At 42.2% G+C, this 18,044-nt stretch carries 18 protein-coding genes, 1 pseudogene and 1 other annotated feature; of the genes and pseudogenes, 5 read left to right on the top strand and 14 right to left on the bottom strand.

From position 1 onward, the window contains the following. Nucleotides 1-180: 180 nt before the first annotated feature. The 3 genes from OCU30_RS02715 to OCU30_RS02705 all read right to left on the bottom strand — a co-directional run bounded on the left by OCU30_RS02715 (nucleotide 181) and on the right by OCU30_RS02705 (nucleotide 2,596). A complete protein-coding gene (locus tag OCU30_RS02715) occupies nucleotides 181-960 on the bottom strand; it encodes a TatD family hydrolase (protein ID WP_077311238.1) in 780 nt (259 codons plus the stop codon). 7 nt (nucleotides 961-967) lie between these two features. Then, nucleotides 968-1,741: a peroxide stress protein YaaA gene (gene yaaA, locus OCU30_RS02710; RefSeq protein ID WP_077311237.1), complete on the bottom strand. Its 774-nt coding sequence runs from the start codon at nucleotides 1,739-1,741 to the stop codon at nucleotides 968-970. Nucleotides 1,742-1,969: 228 nt separating this feature from the next. Then, a complete protein-coding gene (locus OCU30_RS02705) occupies nucleotides 1,970-2,596 on the bottom strand; it encodes a LysE family translocator (RefSeq protein WP_077311235.1) in 627 nt (208 codons plus the stop codon). A gap of 97 nt (nucleotides 2,597-2,693) precedes the next feature. Here OCU30_RS02705 and OCU30_RS02700 point away from each other — a divergent pair, with 97 nt between their 5' ends. Then, nucleotides 2,694-3,551 carry a LysR family transcriptional regulator gene (locus OCU30_RS02700; RefSeq protein ID WP_077311877.1) on the top strand — a complete coding sequence of 286 codons (858 nt, stop codon included), beginning with the start codon at nucleotides 2,694-2,696 and terminating at the stop codon, nucleotides 3,549-3,551. Between the two features lie 144 nt (nucleotides 3,552-3,695). Here OCU30_RS02700 and OCU30_RS02695 read toward each other — a convergent pair whose 3' ends face one another. Further along, on the bottom strand, nucleotides 3,696-3,971 hold the full coding sequence (locus tag OCU30_RS02695) for a putative quinol monooxygenase (RefSeq protein ID WP_077311233.1): 276 nt from the start codon (nucleotides 3,969-3,971) through the stop codon (nucleotides 3,696-3,698). 149 nt (nucleotides 3,972-4,120) lie between these two features. Continuing rightward, nucleotides 4,121-4,963 (bottom strand): DUF6279 family lipoprotein, encoded by an 843-nt coding sequence (locus OCU30_RS02690; protein ID WP_077311231.1) that lies wholly within the window; start codon nucleotides 4,961-4,963, stop codon nucleotides 4,121-4,123. 111 nt (nucleotides 4,964-5,074) lie between these two features. Between OCU30_RS02690 and OCU30_RS02685 the strand changes: the two are divergent. Then, nucleotides 5,075-5,185: pseudogene (locus OCU30_RS02685) on the top strand (alpha-amylase family glycosyl hydrolase); the annotation flags it as partial. A 334-nt stretch (nucleotides 5,186-5,519) separates the two neighbouring features. Here the strand turns inward: OCU30_RS02685 and OCU30_RS02680 are convergent. After that, on the bottom strand, nucleotides 5,520-6,950 hold the full coding sequence (locus OCU30_RS02680) for an alanine/glycine:cation symporter family protein (RefSeq protein WP_077311227.1): 1,431 nt from the start codon (nucleotides 6,948-6,950) through the stop codon (nucleotides 5,520-5,522). 713 nt (nucleotides 6,951-7,663) lie between these two features. On the opposite strand from OCU30_RS02680, the gene OCU30_RS02675 reads away from it, so the two are divergent. Further along, nucleotides 7,664-7,846, top strand: a complete 183-nt coding sequence (locus OCU30_RS02675) for a DUF3545 family protein (protein WP_077311225.1) — start codon at nucleotides 7,664-7,666, stop codon at nucleotides 7,844-7,846. Nucleotides 7,847-7,909: 63 nt separating this feature from the next. On the opposite strand, the gene OCU30_RS02670 is transcribed toward OCU30_RS02675, so the two are convergent. From OCU30_RS02670 to OCU30_RS02660, 3 genes are all read right to left on the bottom strand, one after another. Beyond that, complete coding sequence (locus OCU30_RS02670; RefSeq protein WP_077311223.1) at nucleotides 7,910-8,458, bottom strand: hemerythrin domain-containing protein; 549 nt, start codon at nucleotides 8,456-8,458, stop codon at nucleotides 7,910-7,912. 87 nt (nucleotides 8,459-8,545) lie between these two features. Beyond that, complete coding sequence (ung, locus tag OCU30_RS02665) at nucleotides 8,546-9,226, bottom strand: uracil-DNA glycosylase (RefSeq protein WP_077311221.1); 681 nt, start codon at nucleotides 9,224-9,226, stop codon at nucleotides 8,546-8,548. Between the two features lie 97 nt (nucleotides 9,227-9,323). Beyond that, entirely contained in the window at nucleotides 9,324-9,536 is a 213-nt protein-coding gene (locus OCU30_RS02660) for a hypothetical protein (RefSeq protein WP_139343463.1), read from the bottom strand. Nucleotides 9,537-10,020: 484 nt separating this feature from the next. On the opposite strand from OCU30_RS02660, the gene grcA reads away from it, so the two are divergent. After that, a complete protein-coding gene (gene grcA, locus OCU30_RS02655; protein ID WP_077311220.1) occupies nucleotides 10,021-10,398 on the top strand; it encodes an autonomous glycyl radical cofactor GrcA in 378 nt (125 codons plus the stop codon). Between the two features lie 105 nt (nucleotides 10,399-10,503). Here the strand turns inward: grcA and thrC are convergent, their stop codons facing one another. The 4 genes from thrC to OCU30_RS02635 all read right to left on the bottom strand — a co-directional run bounded on the left by thrC (nucleotide 10,504) and on the right by OCU30_RS02635 (nucleotide 16,154). Then, a complete protein-coding gene (thrC, locus tag OCU30_RS02650; protein ID WP_077311217.1) occupies nucleotides 10,504-11,796 on the bottom strand; it encodes a threonine synthase in 1,293 nt (430 codons plus the stop codon). Next, complete coding sequence (gene thrB, locus OCU30_RS02645; RefSeq protein ID WP_077311216.1) at nucleotides 11,793-12,758, bottom strand: homoserine kinase; 966 nt, start codon at nucleotides 12,756-12,758, stop codon at nucleotides 11,793-11,795. The genes thrC and thrB overlap by 4 nt, the downstream gene beginning before the upstream one ends. Nucleotides 12,759-12,764: 6 nt before the next feature. Further along, complete coding sequence (gene thrA, locus OCU30_RS02640; RefSeq protein WP_077311214.1) at nucleotides 12,765-15,224, bottom strand: bifunctional aspartate kinase/homoserine dehydrogenase I; 2,460 nt, start codon at nucleotides 15,222-15,224, stop codon at nucleotides 12,765-12,767. Nucleotides 15,225-15,254: 30 nt separating this feature from the next. Beyond that, nucleotides 15,255-15,372, bottom strand: a sequence feature (Thr leader region). Between the two features lie 290 nt (nucleotides 15,373-15,662). After that, nucleotides 15,663-16,154 (bottom strand): putative 4-hydroxy-4-methyl-2-oxoglutarate aldolase, encoded by a 492-nt coding sequence (locus OCU30_RS02635; protein WP_077311210.1) that lies wholly within the window; start codon nucleotides 16,152-16,154, stop codon nucleotides 15,663-15,665. 647 nt (nucleotides 16,155-16,801) lie between these two features. On the opposite strand from OCU30_RS02635, the gene arcA reads away from it, so the two are divergent. Then, entirely contained in the window at nucleotides 16,802-17,518 is a 717-nt protein-coding gene (arcA, locus tag OCU30_RS02630) for a two-component system response regulator ArcA (protein WP_077311208.1), read from the top strand. A 75-nt stretch (nucleotides 17,519-17,593) separates the two neighbouring features. On the opposite strand, the gene OCU30_RS02625 is transcribed toward arcA, so the two are convergent. Next, nucleotides 17,594-18,043 (bottom strand): hypothetical protein, encoded by a 450-nt coding sequence (locus tag OCU30_RS02625; RefSeq protein WP_077311206.1) that lies wholly within the window; start codon nucleotides 18,041-18,043, stop codon nucleotides 17,594-17,596. Nucleotide 18,044 lies beyond the last annotated feature (1 nt).

The following is an 18,044-nucleotide window of genomic DNA, read 5'->3' as shown; positions in this document are numbered from 1 at the left end:
AACTATTAACACTAATTAACTAAAGTAAAACAAATTTAACAATATGATCACATTAACTATCTTTTTGAGCTCATCCGCAGGAAAAAACGTCCATAAATACAAGCAGTCTTGTTACTCACGACCTATTGCGTAAGTTCCTACTTGACATAACACGAAGCATTCCGAGGTATGAGCGGTCAATCACATTGAAGACAAATGCAACACATTCAGGCTGTTCTGCCATAGTTGATCCCGCACCTTATCGGGTTCCTCAGCACGAAGCTCTAGCAGGCTTTGGAAAATAATAGGAAGGCGATTAGGGTGGTTTGGTTGACCTTGAAACCCCTGCACAGGCATATCTGGGGCATCCGTTTCCAGTACTAATGACTCTAATGGTAAGGCAGCGATGGCTTGGCGTGTCTTTTGCGCTCGTGGATAGGTAATACTACCTCCTACTCCAATTTTGAGTCCCATATCAACCAACTGGTAAGCTTGCTGCTTACTGCCCGTAAAACCATGTAGCACACCACCCTCGGTAAAACGCGCGCGTTTTAGTAGCCTAAGTATATGATGATGGGTTTTACGACTATGAATGATTAACGGCAAGCGATAGTGCTGAGCTAAGCGAACCTGCTCGGAAAACATCGCTGTTTGTAGCGCAAAATCCACATCCACCATACCATCGAGCCCACATTCTCCAACTGCAAGTATCTGCTTTGAGCGAGTTTGTAACGCTCGGTCTAACTGATACATCGCATCCTTTACGACTATCTCTGAGGAGAGAAAATAAGGATGATAGCCCAGTGCACCGAACAATTGAGTAGGAAAGGATTCAATTAAAGATTCGATACCAGACCAACTGACTTGGGTGGTTGCTGGTAATAGAAAACGATGGACATCAACGTCCATCGCCTGTTGTATCGTTAAGGAAATATCCTCAAACTCAGTGAAATCTAAATGGCAATGCGTATCAAACAACATACACGACTTATTGTTCTTCACGCTTAAAAACGAGCTCTTTATCTGATGATTCAGCAGCGACAAAATAATAGCCTGCAGTATCAAACGCTTTTAAATCTTCGACTGATTCAATTTGGTTTTCAATGATATAACGAGCCATCATGCCTCGTGCTTTCTTCGCATAAAAACTGATCACTTTATATTGACCATTTTTACAATCTCTAAATACTGGTGTCACGACTCGCCCTTTCAGGTTTTTCGGTTTCACCGCTTTAAAGTATTCGTTAGAGGCCAAGTTCACCAAAACCTCAGAACCTTGCTGAGCCAAGACATCGTTGAGTTTCTCAGTAATGAGGTTATCCCAAAATTGATATAAATTACTGCCACGAGTATTTTCAAGTTTGGTGCCCATTTCCAACCGATAAGGCTGCATTAAATCCAGTGGTTTTAGTAGGCCATACAACCCTGACAACATTCGTAAGTGATCTTGCGCGTAATGTAATGCGTCGGTAGATAAAGAGTTGGCATCTAATCCCGTATACACGTCACCTTTAAAGGCAAAAATGGCTTGGCGTGAATTATCGAAATCAAACTGCTTGCTCCACTGGGCAAAACGAGCCACGTTCAAACCTGCGATTTTATCGCTCACTTTCATTAAATTAGAAATGTCTTGCGGCGATAACTTTTGGCACACGTCAATCAACTCAGCGGACTGTTCGATAAATTCCGGTTGCGTGTGCTCTTGTGTTGGTAGTGGTGACTCATAGTCTAGTGTCTTTGCCGGGGAAACGACGATCAGCATAATTATTGTCCTAATGTATGTTGGGTCTATGCAGTTACTATATCACAGTCAATCCGTGAACTAACCAATGTGTATAGAGTATATCCCCCCCCCTTATACATAAATAAAGTGAGATAGAAAGTAAGCCCCCCAGCAGCGACACACATCACCTCTAACTCGTCGCTAAATAGGATTATGAGTGTGCTAGTGGTTATTGGTATCGAAACCTGTGTTAGTTAGATGCATCGATTAAGCGGTCGCTGAAAGTAGTGTTCCAAAGAGAATTAACCCCACTCCGCAAGTTTGATTAATACGGTGACCAAATTTTTCCAGATAAAGAGTGGCAGCGGACGATGTGACTAAACAGGCTAATAGGCAAAACCATAACGCATGCAATATCGCTAAGTAGCCACCGTAACTTATCATTAGCAATGAATTATTAGTTGTGGCAGCGGCTATTTGCGTGAAGATACTCAAGAAAAATAGCATTGTCTTAGGGTTTAGAGTATTACAAAGGAAACCTTGTAAGAAGTGACGAAAAACCGAGATGTTTGAATGAATGTTATTATCCTCAACAAATTTTTCAGTCGTCAATGACCGCTTACTGCTAAACAGACTCGTGATACCGAGGTAGATTAAGTATCCTGCGCCGATGTATTTTATGACACTAAATAGCCATACACTCTGTGAAATTAGGTGACTGATGCCGATAACAGAATAAGTGACATGGACGCCAACCCCTGCACCAATACCTAACGCTGTGATGATACCTATTCTTCTTCCATAACGCGCACTGTTTCGAAATAATAAAATGGTGTCTGCTCCTGGGCTGATTACGATCAATAGCCCAAAAAGTGCAAAGCTGAGGATGTCCATATTCTTTCCTTATATTGAAGTGGTTAGAATGATTGTATGTATTTTGGCTTGGGTTATAATCGAAAAATATGAATTGATATGTGAGAATAAGTCACAGATGAGACATTTAAATGCGTTCTATGTTTTTCATATTACCGCGCAATCGGTCACCTATACCGAAGCCGCTCAAACTCTGCATATTACTCATGGAGCGGTGAGCAAACAGATAAAAGTGCTCGAGAACTACTTGGGGCAGGCGTTATTTTATAAGCAGGGACGTACAATGTGTCTAACTTATGAGGGAGAGCGGCTAAAAGAGCATACTGATGTGGCGTTTGATTCACTTGAAAGAGGAATTAAGCAATTAATCCCCAAAAATAATAATCACTTAAATGTATCATGTGAACCGACGTTGACCATGCGCTGGCTGATGCCAAGGTTGTCTGAATTTTATAATATCTCTGGTATTGATGTTCGTTTATCAACAGCGGGTGGCCCCATCGACTTCAAAGGCGAGCACAATACACTCGCAATTCGTCGTGATGATTTTGACATCCCGATACATTATCAAAAGCATGTATTGACTAAAGAATGGGTAGGCCCCGTTATGTCACCGCAATATTGGCGTAGAATGAAAGAGAGTCTCTATAGCATCATACTTCTGCATAGCGAAAGTCGCCGAGAAGCATGGCAAGCATGGTCTTTAGAAAATGATATGTCACTCTATAATAATGCTGGGCAGTCTTTCGAACATTTTTACTTCTGCTTGCAGGCGGCAATCGATGGGATGGGCGCGGCGATGGGATCGTACCCGTTGGTGGTTGACGATCTAAAAAGCGGGAGGCTAGTCGCTCCTTTTGGGTTTATCCCATCTGGACATGACTATGTGTTACTTAGCGAATCTGAGCATTTAACCAGTATTGAACTCAAGTTTTTACAATGGTTAGAATCTCATTTTGCAAAAATTCAACCTTAGCCTAATTCTACTAACCCATTTCACACATTGTGTCCTATGGAGTTGGCGAATACAAACACCTCTGCACTATGCCGTAAACACAAAACTCACGGCACACCCAAAATACCACACATGTCGAATTTGCTTGAACAGTTTGCTATGCGTTTACTCAAAGATTTCATAGTGACGTTCAACGTTCACTGTCACTTGGCCCCAATGAGAAGCTTTCACCCTTTTCTGATGTTGCTCAAAAGACGGCTTATCTGCGAACTCTTCATAAACGTCGAAACGAAGAGAATTTTCGAGATTTTGAATGACACGAAACGTAAGACACCCAGTTTCTTCGAGGATAAGACGTGTATGGTTTACCAACTCGCTTCTTACTAATTCAAGATCCGACTCAGGAACCAAAATATAGCCTTTCAATGTGACTTTTGACATAAATTTCCTTTGGATACACAACGCCCAAGGCATTGGGCGCGGTTTAATTACCACAGTCACCAACGTCAGTGACCAAAACACACATGCCAAGCATACCGCTTCATTAGCATGAACATCGCTGCGCGCTTTTTCATGGCATTTAAGGCCACTTATCCCATTAATGAATCGATGGTTGTAATATAAGATTTAAGTGTCTGCAATAACTTAGATCTTTGTTTTTTGCTCAGGCTAGCATTTAACTCTGCGAGTAGTTCAGCGTATAAGTATTCATTTTTTTGCCTAGCGATGATAAGTGACTCAGACTTAAACGAATCCAGATTGTTGAGCAGAAAATAAAACTTATCAGAAAATTCAGAAGAGTACCTCTCGACGAGTAACGGTTTCAACGCCGCTCGCAGTTTTTTCCTGTAAGCATTTCTCTCAATAAAAGTAGACTTCATCCTCAATGAATAGCGATTAACGATCTCTTGCTGTTGCGAGGATAGATCGCCAATATTTTTTTCAATCGCTCCCGTTATTTTTTCTTGTCTAACTTTAATTTTCCCAGCTGCATCCTGCTTGGTAAATACATCGAGCTCTTGCTTGTCATTCTCTGCCCATAAAGCCAGCATGTGATCTATTTGTTCATCCGAGAGTTGTTTAATCAACTTAATGGCTTCAGGACTGACCCCATCGCGAAAGTTATATATATGTTGTTTTACTTTAGAAAACACACCGAGCCACTGCTCTCTATTCAGGTTTTCAGCTTTAAGCTGTGCAACAAGTAAAACCAGATCACTTTTATATTTTCTTAACTCTGTTGTCCGGTGCCAGGATTGCAATTTATTAACACTGTTCACCAAAATATTTTCTTGATTACTATCAAGCTCTACATAATCATCGACATAGAAGCCAACCAACCAATCTACATTGTTATAAACGAATGTGGTTGTGGAGCACGAACAAACCATACACGCTGCAAAAACCAAAAAACACACTTTTAATTTTTTCATTGATACTCCATTTTTGCGATGAGAAAGGCTTTCACCTTTCCCAGTCCATACTGTTGATGTTAGTCGGAATCCACGGGACGTCGTAATGTTATGCGTGTCAGCTCAGCGGGGCATCCAAGTCGCAGCGCCAACCAAGAAGACAACTGTACTGGTTGGTTTTGGGAAGGACGGTTTAAATTTCAAGCCTTGCTCGATGATGCCGCGCTCATTACCTGCATGGCGTCTCACCACGTCAAGTACACCATCAGTGCGCAATGGCGGTATTGCCACGCCTCGATTCTAGCTAAGCAATGCAAACATAAAGTAAAGCGTGCATCTCCCTAACAAACTCTAGTGCAACTTGCGCATTTCAACATTACATCGAAATGAATAGGACGATGACAGCGAAAACATGGGAATCAAAGACAACCACTAAACATTTGAGTGCCTTTAGACTCATCGCATTATAGACGATGAAGTAAACGCGTGCTGGTTGCTAACAGACAAGTCGAAGACAAAAAAAACCATGCAATATCTGCATGGCTTTATGAATCTTTATGATTGGTTTAACCGTTAATTACTTGGTCTTGGTGTTATCCCAAATCCCTTCTTCTAATTGAGATTTTAGTTCGGGATAATCATTAACATCAAAGGTCGGTAACTTACCAGCTTTCAACTGTTGGTTATAATCCTTGGTGAGCTTCACCACAATACCGGACAGCAGTAAGATTGCCACTAGGTTAACGATCGCCATTAAGCCCATCGAGACATCCGCAAGCGACCATACTGTCGGTAGGTTCGCCAGTGAGCCAAACATCACCATGCTAAGGAAGATCACACGGAACAACATTAGCGTAGATTTTTTACGCATCTTCATGAAAACCAAATTGGTTTCTGCATACGAATAGTTGGCAATGATCGAGGTGAAGGCAAAGAAGAAAATCGCCACAGCAATAAAGATACCGCCCCAATCACCCACTTGTGTGCTCAGTGCACGCTGCGTAAGTGAAATTCCCGTGACACCACCGTGCGGGACGTATTCACCAGACATTAAAATAATCGCTGTCGTTGCCGAGCAAATCACCACCGTATCAGTAAAGACACCAAGCATTTGCACATAACCTTGTGATGCAGGATGTGGTGGATATGGCGTCGCCGTGGCTGCGGCATTGGGCGCAGACCCCATACCACCCTCGTTAGAGAACAAGCCGCGTTTGACACCATTAATCATCGCTTGTGCAATCGCGTAACCTACCCCGCCTGCAGCAGCTTGTTGAAAACCAAACGCACTTTTGAAGATTAAAGCAATAATATCCGGCAATTTTTCAATATTGGCAAACATGATAAACAAAGCAATAGCAAGGTAAGCCAGTGCCATAAAGGGAACAATGAGCTCTGCAGTACGGGCAATTTTACGAATTCCGCCAAAAATCACGAATCCCGCCAAAATCACGAGTCCAATACCAATAATGACAGGCTCAATGTGAAAAGCTGCATGCACCGCATTAGTAATAGAGTTTGCTTGTACCGCATTAAACACTAAACCAAAGGCTATCAACAAAAATACTGAGAATAAGACGCCCATCCAACGCATACCCAAGCCACGCGTCATGTAGTAAGCAGGTCCACCACGGTAATTACCATCCATATCGCGTGTTTTATACAACTGAGCCAGTGTACTCTCTGCATAGGCGGTTGCCATACCTAGCATTGCTGTTACCCACATCCAAAAGATGGCGCCAGGTCCACCAGCCGTCAAGGCCACTGCCACGCCTGCCATATTTCCTGTGCCGACACGTGCCGCTAGACTGGTACACAATGCTTGAAAAGATGAAATACCCGAGCTATCACCTTTGCGGCTGTTTTTCAGTACCGAAAACATATGGCCAAAATGGCGAAATTGAATAAAACCGAGACGAATAGTGAAATAAATGCCCACACCTACCAATAGGTAAACGAGAACCGATCCCCAAAGGAGATCATTCAAAAAGCTAATTAGATCTGTCACATGAACCTCTTGTAGAGTTTTGACACAGTTCCAAACCTACTGTTTGGTCTAGTAAGTCATCGTTCAGAAACACGTTTCTGTCGTGCTTACTGTATAAATTAATGTTTTCTTATGTGTCTTGAATCATTGCTTGTTGAATCAAAACGCTATTTTAAGCGCTGGATAATGCAGACACTTGTGACAAAAATCAATAGGAGATCGACTGCATAAACTTGTTGCCGTCACCAATAATTCACGATTCATTAACAGTTAACAAACCAAATTTAGCACTTTTATTTAACAAAAAAATATACAATTAAGCCACATAAAAAAGCGCTTTCTATAGCGTCTCCGCTCCCGTTGGAAGAACACTTCTTCGTTTAAAATCAAGGGCAGCCGCGACTTAGTTGATATTCATTGCTCACCAAACATTGATAAATCGTAATCTTAATACACAATCACTTCTCGAATCCTAAAAGCAAAATGTTCAACAGTTCCTTAACAAGCGCACCATATTCAAAGAGCCAAACATTCGACATTAAGCGATGAATAATTCATCAAGACTTTGTGTTTTTTTGAGAAAAGCGTGTTGCAAGACGAATAAAGTTCATAAAGATGCAACAAATGAGAAATAAATCAAAGATACGATTGCAAAAGATGTGCTAAACAAAGCACTCAAGGACTGATTAATTTCAATGCTACCGTAACTACAACAACTCAGATGAGGCTTGCTTATGGATGATATGCACTTCGTAGAAATGTTGGAAAATGAAATCAATAAAATTCGCGCAGCCCGAGCACCAAAGCCGGGAAAAAGGATGTGGAGAGAAATTGAAGCGCTACGGGATAAACGGCGTCTAGAGAAAGAATTGATGGACATGGACGCTTGCTTAGATATTAATGATATAAACTTTTAAGGATGAACACCTACGATAAAGAGGCATCATATGATGCCTCTTTTTATTGTTAACCCATGTCGTTTATGCCTCTATGGTCTGACTTTGTATCAATTGAGTCAGCTGGCGATAACGGTTTTCAATCGCCTCACCAAATACCGGATCGACGTCATTGCTAAACCATTGTGACTCTAGGTACTGCCAGTCTTTAGGTGTGAATGTCGCTTCAAGCTTGGGAAGGATATATCGCTCTTCCATATCTAAATGATCGAGCTGAGCGGTAATAAAAGATTCCAGTTGCGTAATAAACACCTCTTTTGGAACAACCACATCGTTTAGAACCATCTCAACTGTCTCTAAAAAAGCGTGGGTTTTATCAGACAGTTTTTCGTGCTCCTCAGCTAACTTCAACCGCTTCTCATTCACACCGTAATGCTCATTATAATAATGATACATCAGGTCTTCCTTGGGATGATGGACCCGCTCAGAATGGCTAGACAAGTAATCAACGACTTCCTTAATCAGAGCATAATTCATGGCTTGCTCTGTTTTTAGTAACGTGACGTTTTCGTTGAGTATCGCCAGCAAACGTCTCATATAACCGTGCTCAACCCCTATCCTTTCAATCATCATATTCATGCTCCTTCATACACTTTTTTATAGTGTATGTAAGCAAAGCCTAATAAGTATTGATTTCTGTCTAAGTTTTGACCAACTTCCTTAAACAGGTGATAATTGCCATTGAATCGGAGTTTGCCCCTGAGATGTAAGAATGCGATTGACTTGCGAAAAGTGCTGGCAGCCAAAAAAACCACGATAAGCAGACAGTGGCGAAGGATGAGCAGCCGTTAACACCACATGCTTATGTCTATCAATCATGCGTCCTTTCTTTTGCGCATGCGCACCCCACAGTAAAAAGATGACACCCTCACTATGCTCATTAAGCGCATTAATCACAGCATCGGTAAAACGTTCCCACCCGGTATTCTTAGCATGGGAATGTGCTTTGCCTTGCTCAACGGTTAACACAGTGTTCAACAATAATACCCCTTGATCGGCCCACTCTTTTAAATACCCATGGTCTGGAATCTTAAAATCGGGGATATCTTGCGCTAACTCTTTGTACATATTACGTAAGGAAGGCGGCGTTTTTACACCAGGTAATACAGAAAAACTTAAGCCATGAGCTTGATCTGGGCCATGATATGGATCTTGCCCGAGAATAACGACTTTTACTTGATGAAATTCGGTAAAACGGAAGGCATTGAATACATCAGTTTCAGGCGGATAGATCACTTTGCCAGCTTGACGCTCAGAGGCTACAAATTGCAGCGTCTTCTGAAAGTATTCTTGCTGTTTTTCAACGCTAATTACATCATGCCATGTCAATAACTGAGTCATTCCAAGATCCTTTCATCATGATAAACCGACAATTATATACCGATTTAGACATAGATGCAGGTATGAAAATCCTCAGTTAGTGAGAGTCAATATCCACTTATTTCGCTGTTCTTTGTGGTGCACGATGATGTCCTTGGCCAGAAACATGGCGATTAGGCACGGGCATACGCTGAGCATGTGGCGCGTGAGATTGTAGCGAGCTTGTTATTCTCATAGTCAGTGGCATGGTTCTTTCTCCAATTGATAGTGTCGTCATAAGTAATGGAAAAATGATGCCAACTTTTGGTACTTTCTCACGATTTATTTTCATGCTTTGCAGTTATTCGAATTAAAGCATTATAAATCAATAACATAAAATAAATTGCCGGTTAAATTGTAAAAATGGTAGAGACGATGATAACTTCTGCTTCAATAAAGCCTTCATTTTCAGCGTCATATTTGATTTATAAAAAATATTGCTCTTACAAAGATTGCCCTTACATAGTGCAGTAGCACTCTCGTGAGTCACTATGGCTCTCTCTTTTTAATCTAAACCTTATTGCCTTGGACAAGAAATCGTCAATTACTCACTGATAACTCTCCATTTTTAAATCAGCCATATTTTTATATCAACCCAACAATAACCTGTAACACGTTGATTCCCCGCTGCTTTATATTAATAACCCTCATTAAAAGTGTTGTTTTTTGGTCTTTATCAATACTATAATTGTGGTTATTGGGTTATCAATTCTATTTGGTGCCTAATTATCGTGATACGTCAATAAACACCACAAGCATGTGGCTAGGAGATTGTAATGATCCAAGGTATTCAAATTACTCAAGCAGACAATGCATCATTGATTAACTCTATCTGGTTAATTAATGATGATGCGAACGAAGCTCGCTGTATTGCTGCAGCGAAAGATTTTAAAGCAGATCAAGTCCTGCCGCTTTCTGATCTTGGTCACTATGAAAGTCGTGAAGTGGCTATTCAAGCAGCCCCTTTGGTTGAAGGTGGCCAGCACTTAAATGTTAATGTTTTACATCGTGATACATTATTAGATGCCATTGATCACCCTGAAAAGTATCCACAGTTGACCATTCGCGTCTCTGGTTATGCAGTGCGCTTTAACTCACTCACTCCAGAGCAGCAACGCGATGTGGTTTCACGTACATTTACTGAAACCATGTAAACCTCAATGCAGCTCAGCATAAAAAAGCGGCGCTTTAAGCACCGCTTTTTCTTTATTCATTGCTTTGTCGCAAGTACGCGTGTTCGGCGATAAACTCCCTGTCACTTAGTCAGAGTGTCTTACGTCGATTAGCAATTGTTTGAGCTTCGCAAAGTCATTATCAAAATTTAACGACAATAATTCCATTTTCGAGTGCTTATCAAGCGCAGGCGGCAAGGGTATATCGGTGTCTAAAATGTCATCCACGACTTCTTTAAACTTAGCTGGGTGAGCCGTACATAAGAACAACCCTGTCTCATCCGGTTGGCGTTGCTGCTCAAGCACATGGTAAGCAATGGCACCATGAGGCTCACATAAGTACCCCATAGATTGTAGTTCACGCACCGCATCTGCAGCCTGTGCATCCTCGACGACGGCACCTTTACCTAATTGTTCTAAAGGCCAGCCTTTCACTCGGCATAACTCTTCAATACGTGGCCAGTTATTCGGTTGGCTCACATCCATCGCGTTTGATGTCGTCGCAACCGTTGGTTTCGGATCCCATTGACCGCTTTCTAAATAACGTGGAACGGTATCGTTCGCATTGGTTGCAGCAATGAAGCGTTTAACGGGTAGACCCATTGCTTTACCAATTAAGCCAGCAGTCAGGTTACCAAAGTTACCACTTGGCACTGAAATAACGAGGTTATCACGCTCTTTCGGTGTCATTTGCGCGACCGCTTCAAAGTAATAACAAACTTGAGCCATGAGTCGGCTGATATTGATTGAATTCGCAGAGTTAAGACCCACTTGCTGGCGCAGTTCTTCGTCATTAAAGGCTTGCTTGACTAGCGCTTGACAGGCATCAAAGTCATCGTTGATTGCCACGGTATGAATGTTTTTACCTAACGTACAAAACAGTTTTTCTTGCAATGGGCTTATTTTCCCTTTCGGGTATAAAATCACGACATTGATATTTTCCATACCATAAAAGGCATGAGCAACCGCCGCCCCCGTGTCACCAGACGTCGCAGTAAGAATCGTAATCTTGCCATCTTCCGCAACGGTTGCTAAAGATTGCGCCATAAAACGGCCGCCAAAGTCTTTAAAAGCTAACGTTGGGCCATGGAACAGCTCTAATGCATACACGCCGTCTTTCACTGACTTAATCGGAGCTGGAAATGCAAACGCATTACCAACTAATTCATGGACTTTATCCTCTGGAATTTCATCACCAATGAGCGCTGATAAAATACGGGCACTACGTGGAACAAATGACTCGGCTAACAAGCCGTCAATGTCATCGAAGCGCGGCAGCTCTGTGGGGAAAAATAGGCCTTGATTACGACCTAAACCTTGTCGAACCGCTTGACCAAACGATACCTGTTCATCATTTTCTTTTATATTATACAGCTTCATAGCTCACTTCCTGTCACTTTCGATCCGTGTTTGTCCAATTGGCAAATATGAACAAACCCTTCGGCATTTTGTACATAGTTTTGTTCTAGCCAGCTCGCGAGGCGCTGAGCTACCTCTTTATCTTTACAGACGCTAAATAGCGTTGGGCCACTGCCTGAAATTCCGGTGGCTAACGCACCTAACGCACTCGCTTGCTGACGCGCCTGTGCAAAACCGGGCAGTAATTGGGCACGATATGGTTCTGCAATAACATCTTTTATCATGGTTGCGGCAAGCTCAGGTTGCCCAGTATGACAAGCATGAATAAACCCTGCTAAGTGTCGCCCGTGAGCAATAATATCTTGTCGGCGATATTGAGCCGGAAGAATTGAGCGAGCTTCAGCGGTAGAGACTTTAATGCCTGGGTACGCCATCACCCAAAACCACTCATCAAATCCAGGGACTTCCTGACTAATGATCCCAGCTTCTTCGATTATTAACTGGATCCCACCTAAATAACATGGCGCGGCGTTATCATAATGGACTCCACCAGATATTTGCCCTTCCATTTCACCCATTAGTGCCAATAGCTCTGTTTCATTCAGCGGTTGACCATGAAAACGGTTCAGCGCATCTAGCGCGGCGACAATAGAACACGCACTCGAGCCCAAGCCGGAACCAATCGGCATGTTTTTTTCGAGCGTCATCGCTACTGGTTTGATCGCAATATCTTTTTTTCTTAATTCACGAGCAAAAATCGTCCAACAATCGTAAACGATATTCTCTTTCGGTTCGGTAGGCAGCTTATCAATAAACTGTCCTGCTAATTCCAAACTGAACGCTTGCTCGCCATACGTGACTTTCACACGGTCCCCTAATCGAGAACCGTCGATAGGAGAAACGGCTGCGCCTAATACATCAAAGCCAACACTTACGTTACCAATAGACGCAGGGGCATATACCACCACACTGTTCTCTTCCATGCTTATTTATACTCCTAACTTCCAACCTAAGGTACGCATCACATCCGAGAACACGCCCGCAGCAGTGACTTCAGTGCCCGCACCGTAACCGCGTAGTACTAATGGAATCGGTTGATAGTAGCGGCTATAGAAAGCTAAGGCGTTTTCGCCTTCTTTCACTTTATACATCGGATCATTTTCATCAACGAGGGCAATACGTACATGACATTTGTTATTCGCAATTTCACCAATGTAACGTAATACTTTGCCTTCGGCGCGCGCTTTTTCACACAAGTCAGCAAAATAAGCATCCGCTTGTGGTAAGCGAGCCATAAAATCATCCACATCACCAGAGTCATCAAAACCTGGTGGTAACGCTTGCTCTACGATGACATCGCTCAACTCGAGTGACAAACCGGCTTCTCTAGCCAAAATCAATAGTTTACGAGCGACATCCATACCAGAAAGATCGTCACGAGGATCCGGTTCTGTAAAACCTTTCTCTTTGGCCAATTCCGTCGCTTGACTTAAGGTGTAGCCTTCATCTAACTTACCGAAAATAAACGATAACGATCCTGATAAAATGCCATTAAATTGCTCTAACTCATCACCAGCAGCAATCAGGTTTTGCAAGTTTTCGATGACCGGCAAACCAGCGCCTACGGTTGTTTCATACATTAGTTTACGACGAGATTTACGCGCGGCTTCTCGTAACTGGTGGTAGTACTGCATGCTGGCCGTATTGGCTTTCTTATTCGGTGTTACGACATGGAAACCTGCACTAAGAAACTCCACATATTGATCAGCAATGACTTCACTGGAGGTGCAATCCACTAATACTGGGTTAATAATATGGTTACGTTCAACTAATGCCGTTAAACGCTCAAGGCTAAAGGGTTCTGTTACATCTTGCAGACGCTCACGCCAGTTATCTAACGGTAGTCCAGCACTATCCAACACTACCCCTTTACTGTTCGCTAACCCACATACACGAATAATGGTGTCTTTCTGTGCTAATTTACCTTGCTGGCGCTGAATTTGATCGACCAATTCACCGCCAACGCCGCCAACCCCCACCACAAAGACATCTAAGTAATGCTTAGCATTAAAGAAGTTTTCGTGGCAGGTTTTAATCGCTTCTGAGATTTTATTTTCAGGGATAACCGCAGAAATCGCACGCTCAGAAGATCCTTGAGCGATGGCAACAATATTGACATGCACTTCAGCTAGTGAAGTGAAGAACTGGGATGCAACACCACATGAAGTACGCATACCGTCACCAACTAAACTAATGATGGCGACATCATCGACAAACTCAACTTGCTCAAGCAGTCCATCTTTTAGTTCTAGTTCAAACTCATCTGTCAATGCCGCTTGCGCTCGTTGTTTATAATCGGCTTCAATACAAAAGCTAATACTGTACTCAGAAGAAGACTGCGTAATAAGAACAATCGAAACACCATGAGAGGACATGGTACCGAATATACGGCCCGCCATGCCTACCATCCCTTTCATTCCAGGGCCGGATACGTTCACCATGGTTAAATTATCGAGGGTGGTAATGCCTTTAATCGCGAGATTATCTTCCCCAGTATCTTGACCAATCAAGGTGCCCACTCCTTGCGGATTAGAGCTGTTTTTAATCAGGCAAGGAATTTGGAACTGGGCAATTGGTGCGATGGTTTTCGGATGCATCACCGATGCACCAAAATAGGACAACTCCATCGCTTCTTGATAACTCAATGATTTGAGTAGGTGTGCATCAGGGACTATACGTGGATCGCAATTATACACGCCATCAACATCGGTCCAAATTTCACAACAATCCGCTCGTAGGCATGCGGCAAGAATTGCCGCTGAATAATCAGAACCATTACGGCCTAAGCAGACTAATTCACCGAGCTCATTACCTGCGGTGAACCCTGGCATTAACCCGACATGTTGTTTGGGGATGGGCATAGCGTTAAAACGTTGAGTTGAGGCATCAACATCGACTAATGCTTCGAGGTATGGCCCTTTAGCCACTAAATATTCAACCGGATCAATGAGGTGAGAGTTTTGATTTTTGGTGTGTAAAATCGCTTTCATCAACTGAACCGAAACCCGCTCACCAATACTAATAATTCGTGCATTAACATTATCTGGGCACATGCTAAGCAGGCTAATGCCTTGCACAAAATCACGTAATTTAGACATAGACAATTTGACTTGCTTATCAAAGCCCTCTCCATCAACGTTGGGGAGTACAGCTTGCACATCACTCAATAATGTCTGTAGATCCGCTTCTAGTTGCTCTATTTGCAGTTCGGCTTCACCGTAACGCATGGCATGTTCAATAATAGCCACTAATTTATTGGTCGTTTTTCCCGGCGCAGAGAGGACAACGGCAACCTCTTCCTGCTTTGCATTGTTAGCAACAATATCCGTCGCTCTTAAAAAGCGCTCTGCATTGGCTAATGATGAGCCCCCAAACTTTAATACTCGCATCCCTTCCTCCGAGAATCTAAAAAATAGTGATAAAAAAAGGCCTGTATCGTTGGGATACAGGCCTTTTTAAAAAATCTTTCGCTCAGCAGCCTGCCCCAACATGCGATGTGTTGGTAATAATAATGGTGGTCGTCATTACTGCTGTGCTGAGAGTTAACATAATCGTTCTAGTCATTGTGTTCGTGTTTGCTATGTACTACGTTTACCGTATTTTTCCACTTGAAGTCAACGAAAAAATGCTTTTTTTTCCAGAGAGCAACTGGCAGCAGATAAATCGTAAGCACTTCAATACATGTGAATTTAAATACGTTATAGTTAAAGATCTATGCAGGTATCACTCGTCATTAGTGATAGGTGACCTCGTAAACCACTATCGAGTAAACCATTAGCTGTGCAACCTGTTAGTTTATTCAGGCAAACACGAGCGCAACTACCTGACTAACAGACAGAAAGGTCTAATTCGGTCTTTGATAACAATATGCCATTCCAATCGGCATACAGATAATCACCAGGAAACACGGTTTGTCCGTTCATCACCAGCTTCGTATTCACCGTTCCTACATCTCGCTTTTCCGCTCTCACGGGACAAGTACCAAGCGCTTGAATCCCTAAATCCATCTCAGCTAAGGTCAGTGCATCTCGGACTGCACCGTAGATAACAACACCTTCCCATTGATTATTCATCGCTTTGAGTGCCATTTCGTCCCCCATTAAAGCGCGCTGACATGAACCATGACCATCAACCACCAAAACTTTGCCTTTACCATTTTGGTCCAAAATATCTCGGACTTTCGAGTTATCGTGATAGCATTCAATGGTTACTATTTCTCCCCAAAAAGCAAAGCGTTGCCCGAAATTTTGTAGCGGCAATTCCATGAAACTGACTGCCTCACCATAGTAATCACTGATATCCGGTGTAATATCGCTCATTCTTCCTCCTTGATTGCAACTTAATATAATATTTATAAATTATTGTTTTATATGTAAATTAATCTAACTACCATCAACACACTCATGCTTAAATAAGCATCATAAATTTTAAACATGAGATTATCGCTTGCGGTGCGAATGGAATACCATTAACGGAACGGTTACATCCATCATAACGACTTCTTAATTGATGTACATGACTAAATTTCACACAATTCTCGTTATATGAAAAAAATATTTCATAGCGACCCCATTATTATCAATAAGCAATAATGGGATTTTCAACAAAATCAAAAGCAACACGGTGCATAACCTGAGTGGCAAATTTCATTACAATTTTTAGTAACAAGCTAATTACATTATCATTAGAGGATTAATAACGATTAACTTACATCTCTTGATGTAAATCAACAAAGCATTGAGAATTAACATTTGGTCGTTGTTAGCATGCTGTTAACAATATAGAATCCTTCTAAAAGACTGATGGAAACGCTCATATAGCCCAGCCCATGCACGTAAACGACAAGTAACATATCATGTGCAGAGCTTGTTCTCAGGCGACTTTTCGATCACTATTGCTGTGTATGATACTGTATTTCAGCATGCGTTCTATCAGCACAGTTAATTCACAATTTTAGGTACCGCTAATGCAAACCCCGCAGATTCTTATTGTTGAAGATGAACAAGTGACTCGTAACACTCTCAAGAGTATTTTCGAAGCAGAGGGATACACTGTTTTTGAAGCAAGTAACGGTGAAGATATGCATACCTTGCTCTCAGAACACCCCATTAACTTGGTTATTATGGACATTAACTTACCAGGTAAGAATGGCCTTTTACTCGCTCGTGAGTTAAGAGAACAAGCAAGTGTGGCATTAATGTTCTTAACAGGCCGTGATAATGAAGTTGATAAAATTCTTGGCCTAGAAATTGGGGCGGACGACTACATAACCAAGCCGTTTAACCCACGTGAGCTAACGATTCGTGCACGTAACCTTTTAAATCGTTCTATGAATGCAGGTGAAGCGCAAGAAGAAGCTCATAGCGTCGAGAAGTATGAATTTAATGGGTGGGTTTTAGATATTAATAGCCGTTCATTGTTTAACCCTAATGGGGAAAGCTACAAGTTACCTCGCTCTGAATTTCGCGCCCTTTTACACTTTTGTGAAAATCCCGGCAAGATTCAAACTCGTGCCGATTTGCTGAAGAAAATGACAGGTAGAGATCTTAAACCACATGATCGCACGGTTGATGTAACCATCCGACGCATTCGTAAACACTTCGAATCAGTGGCTGGAACGCCAGAAATTATCGCAACGATTCATGGCGAGGGCTATCGCTTTTGTGGCGATATTGAGTATTAATTTCCTCATCAAATACGCAATAAAAAAACCCGTTATCCACGGGTTTTTTTATTTTAGTGATTAACTAAATGGATCTCAGTAAACTTTATCGATACCGACATTGTGCTCAACCAACCAAACTTCTTGTCCATCATCATCTAGCGCTAGCGCCACCGATACCGGCTGATCGAGGTTAAGCTTAATACCGCTTTCAAACACCGCTTCCCAGACATTTTCACTTTGCGTGCGCAATTCGACCGTTTCACCATCGATATTCCAAGTCGCATCACCTTGTTTAAAGACAATTTGCTTGACCGTGAGATCCGCAGGTAAGCCGCCAGAGGTTTCTAACGTTAGCGTCCCATTGAGGTTTTTAGTCTTAGTATCTTTGGACATCGTCGGCATTTGATCTGTCCAGAGATTACTTTTTAACTGAATATCAATTTTTGCTAATTCAGCTAAGCTGCCCTGCTTCCAATCCACTTGTGGTGAAAACGAACAAGCTGACAAAGCGACGGCTAAAGCTATTGCGATCAGTCTTTTCATA

Origin of the sequence: Vibrio palustris (genome assembly GCF_024346995.1) — a bacterium.
Classification (GTDB): Bacteria; Pseudomonadota; Gammaproteobacteria; order Enterobacterales; family Vibrionaceae; genus Vibrio; species Vibrio palustris.
The sequence above is the reverse complement of the archived record's forward strand: the minus strand, read 5'-3'. Positions and strand labels throughout refer to the sequence as shown.

Bases quoted from the DNA above. Each gene is read 5' to 3' on its own strand.
- OCU30_RS02715 (WP_077311238.1), bottom strand. From the start codon at position 960: ATGTTGTTTGATACGCATTGCCATTTAGATTTCACTGAGTTTGAGGAT.
- yaaA (WP_077311237.1), bottom strand. From the start codon at position 1,741: ATGCTGATCGTCGTTTCCCCGGCAAAGACACTAGACTATGAGTCACCA.
- OCU30_RS02705 (WP_077311235.1), bottom strand. From the start codon at position 2,596: ATGGACATCCTCAGCTTTGCACTTTTTGGGCTATTGATCGTAATCAGC.
- OCU30_RS02700 (WP_077311877.1), top strand. From the start codon at position 2,694: ATGAGACATTTAAATGCGTTCTATGTTTTTCATATTACCGCGCAATCG.
- OCU30_RS02695 (WP_077311233.1), bottom strand. From the start codon at position 3,971: ATGTCAAAAGTCACATTGAAAGGCTATATTTTGGTTCCTGAGTCGGAT.
- OCU30_RS02690 (WP_077311231.1), bottom strand. From the start codon at position 4,963: ATGAAAAAATTAAAAGTGTGTTTTTTGGTTTTTGCAGCGTGTATGGTT.
- OCU30_RS02675 (WP_077311225.1), top strand. From the start codon at position 7,664: ATGGATGATATGCACTTCGTAGAAATGTTGGAAAATGAAATCAATAAA.
- OCU30_RS02670 (WP_077311223.1), bottom strand. From the start codon at position 8,458: ATGATGATTGAAAGGATAGGGGTTGAGCACGGTTATATGAGACGTTTG.
- ung (WP_077311221.1), bottom strand. From the start codon at position 9,226: ATGACTCAGTTATTGACATGGCATGATGTAATTAGCGTTGAAAAACAG.
- OCU30_RS02660 (WP_139343463.1), bottom strand. From the start codon at position 9,536: ATGAAAATAAATCGTGAGAAAGTACCAAAAGTTGGCATCATTTTTCCA.
- grcA (WP_077311220.1), top strand. From the start codon at position 10,021: ATGATCCAAGGTATTCAAATTACTCAAGCAGACAATGCATCATTGATT.
- thrC (WP_077311217.1), bottom strand. From the start codon at position 11,796: ATGAAGCTGTATAATATAAAAGAAAATGATGAACAGGTATCGTTTGGT.
- thrB (WP_077311216.1), bottom strand. From the start codon at position 12,758: ATGGAAGAGAACAGTGTGGTGGTATATGCCCCTGCGTCTATTGGTAAC.
- thrA (WP_077311214.1), bottom strand. From the start codon at position 15,224: ATGCGAGTATTAAAGTTTGGGGGCTCATCATTAGCCAATGCAGAGCGC.
- OCU30_RS02635 (WP_077311210.1), bottom strand. From the start codon at position 16,154: ATGAGCGATATTACACCGGATATCAGTGATTACTATGGTGAGGCAGTC.
- arcA (WP_077311208.1), top strand. From the start codon at position 16,802: ATGCAAACCCCGCAGATTCTTATTGTTGAAGATGAACAAGTGACTCGT.
- OCU30_RS02625 (WP_077311206.1), bottom strand. From the start codon at position 18,043: ATGAAAAGACTGATCGCAATAGCTTTAGCCGTCGCTTTGTCAGCTTGT.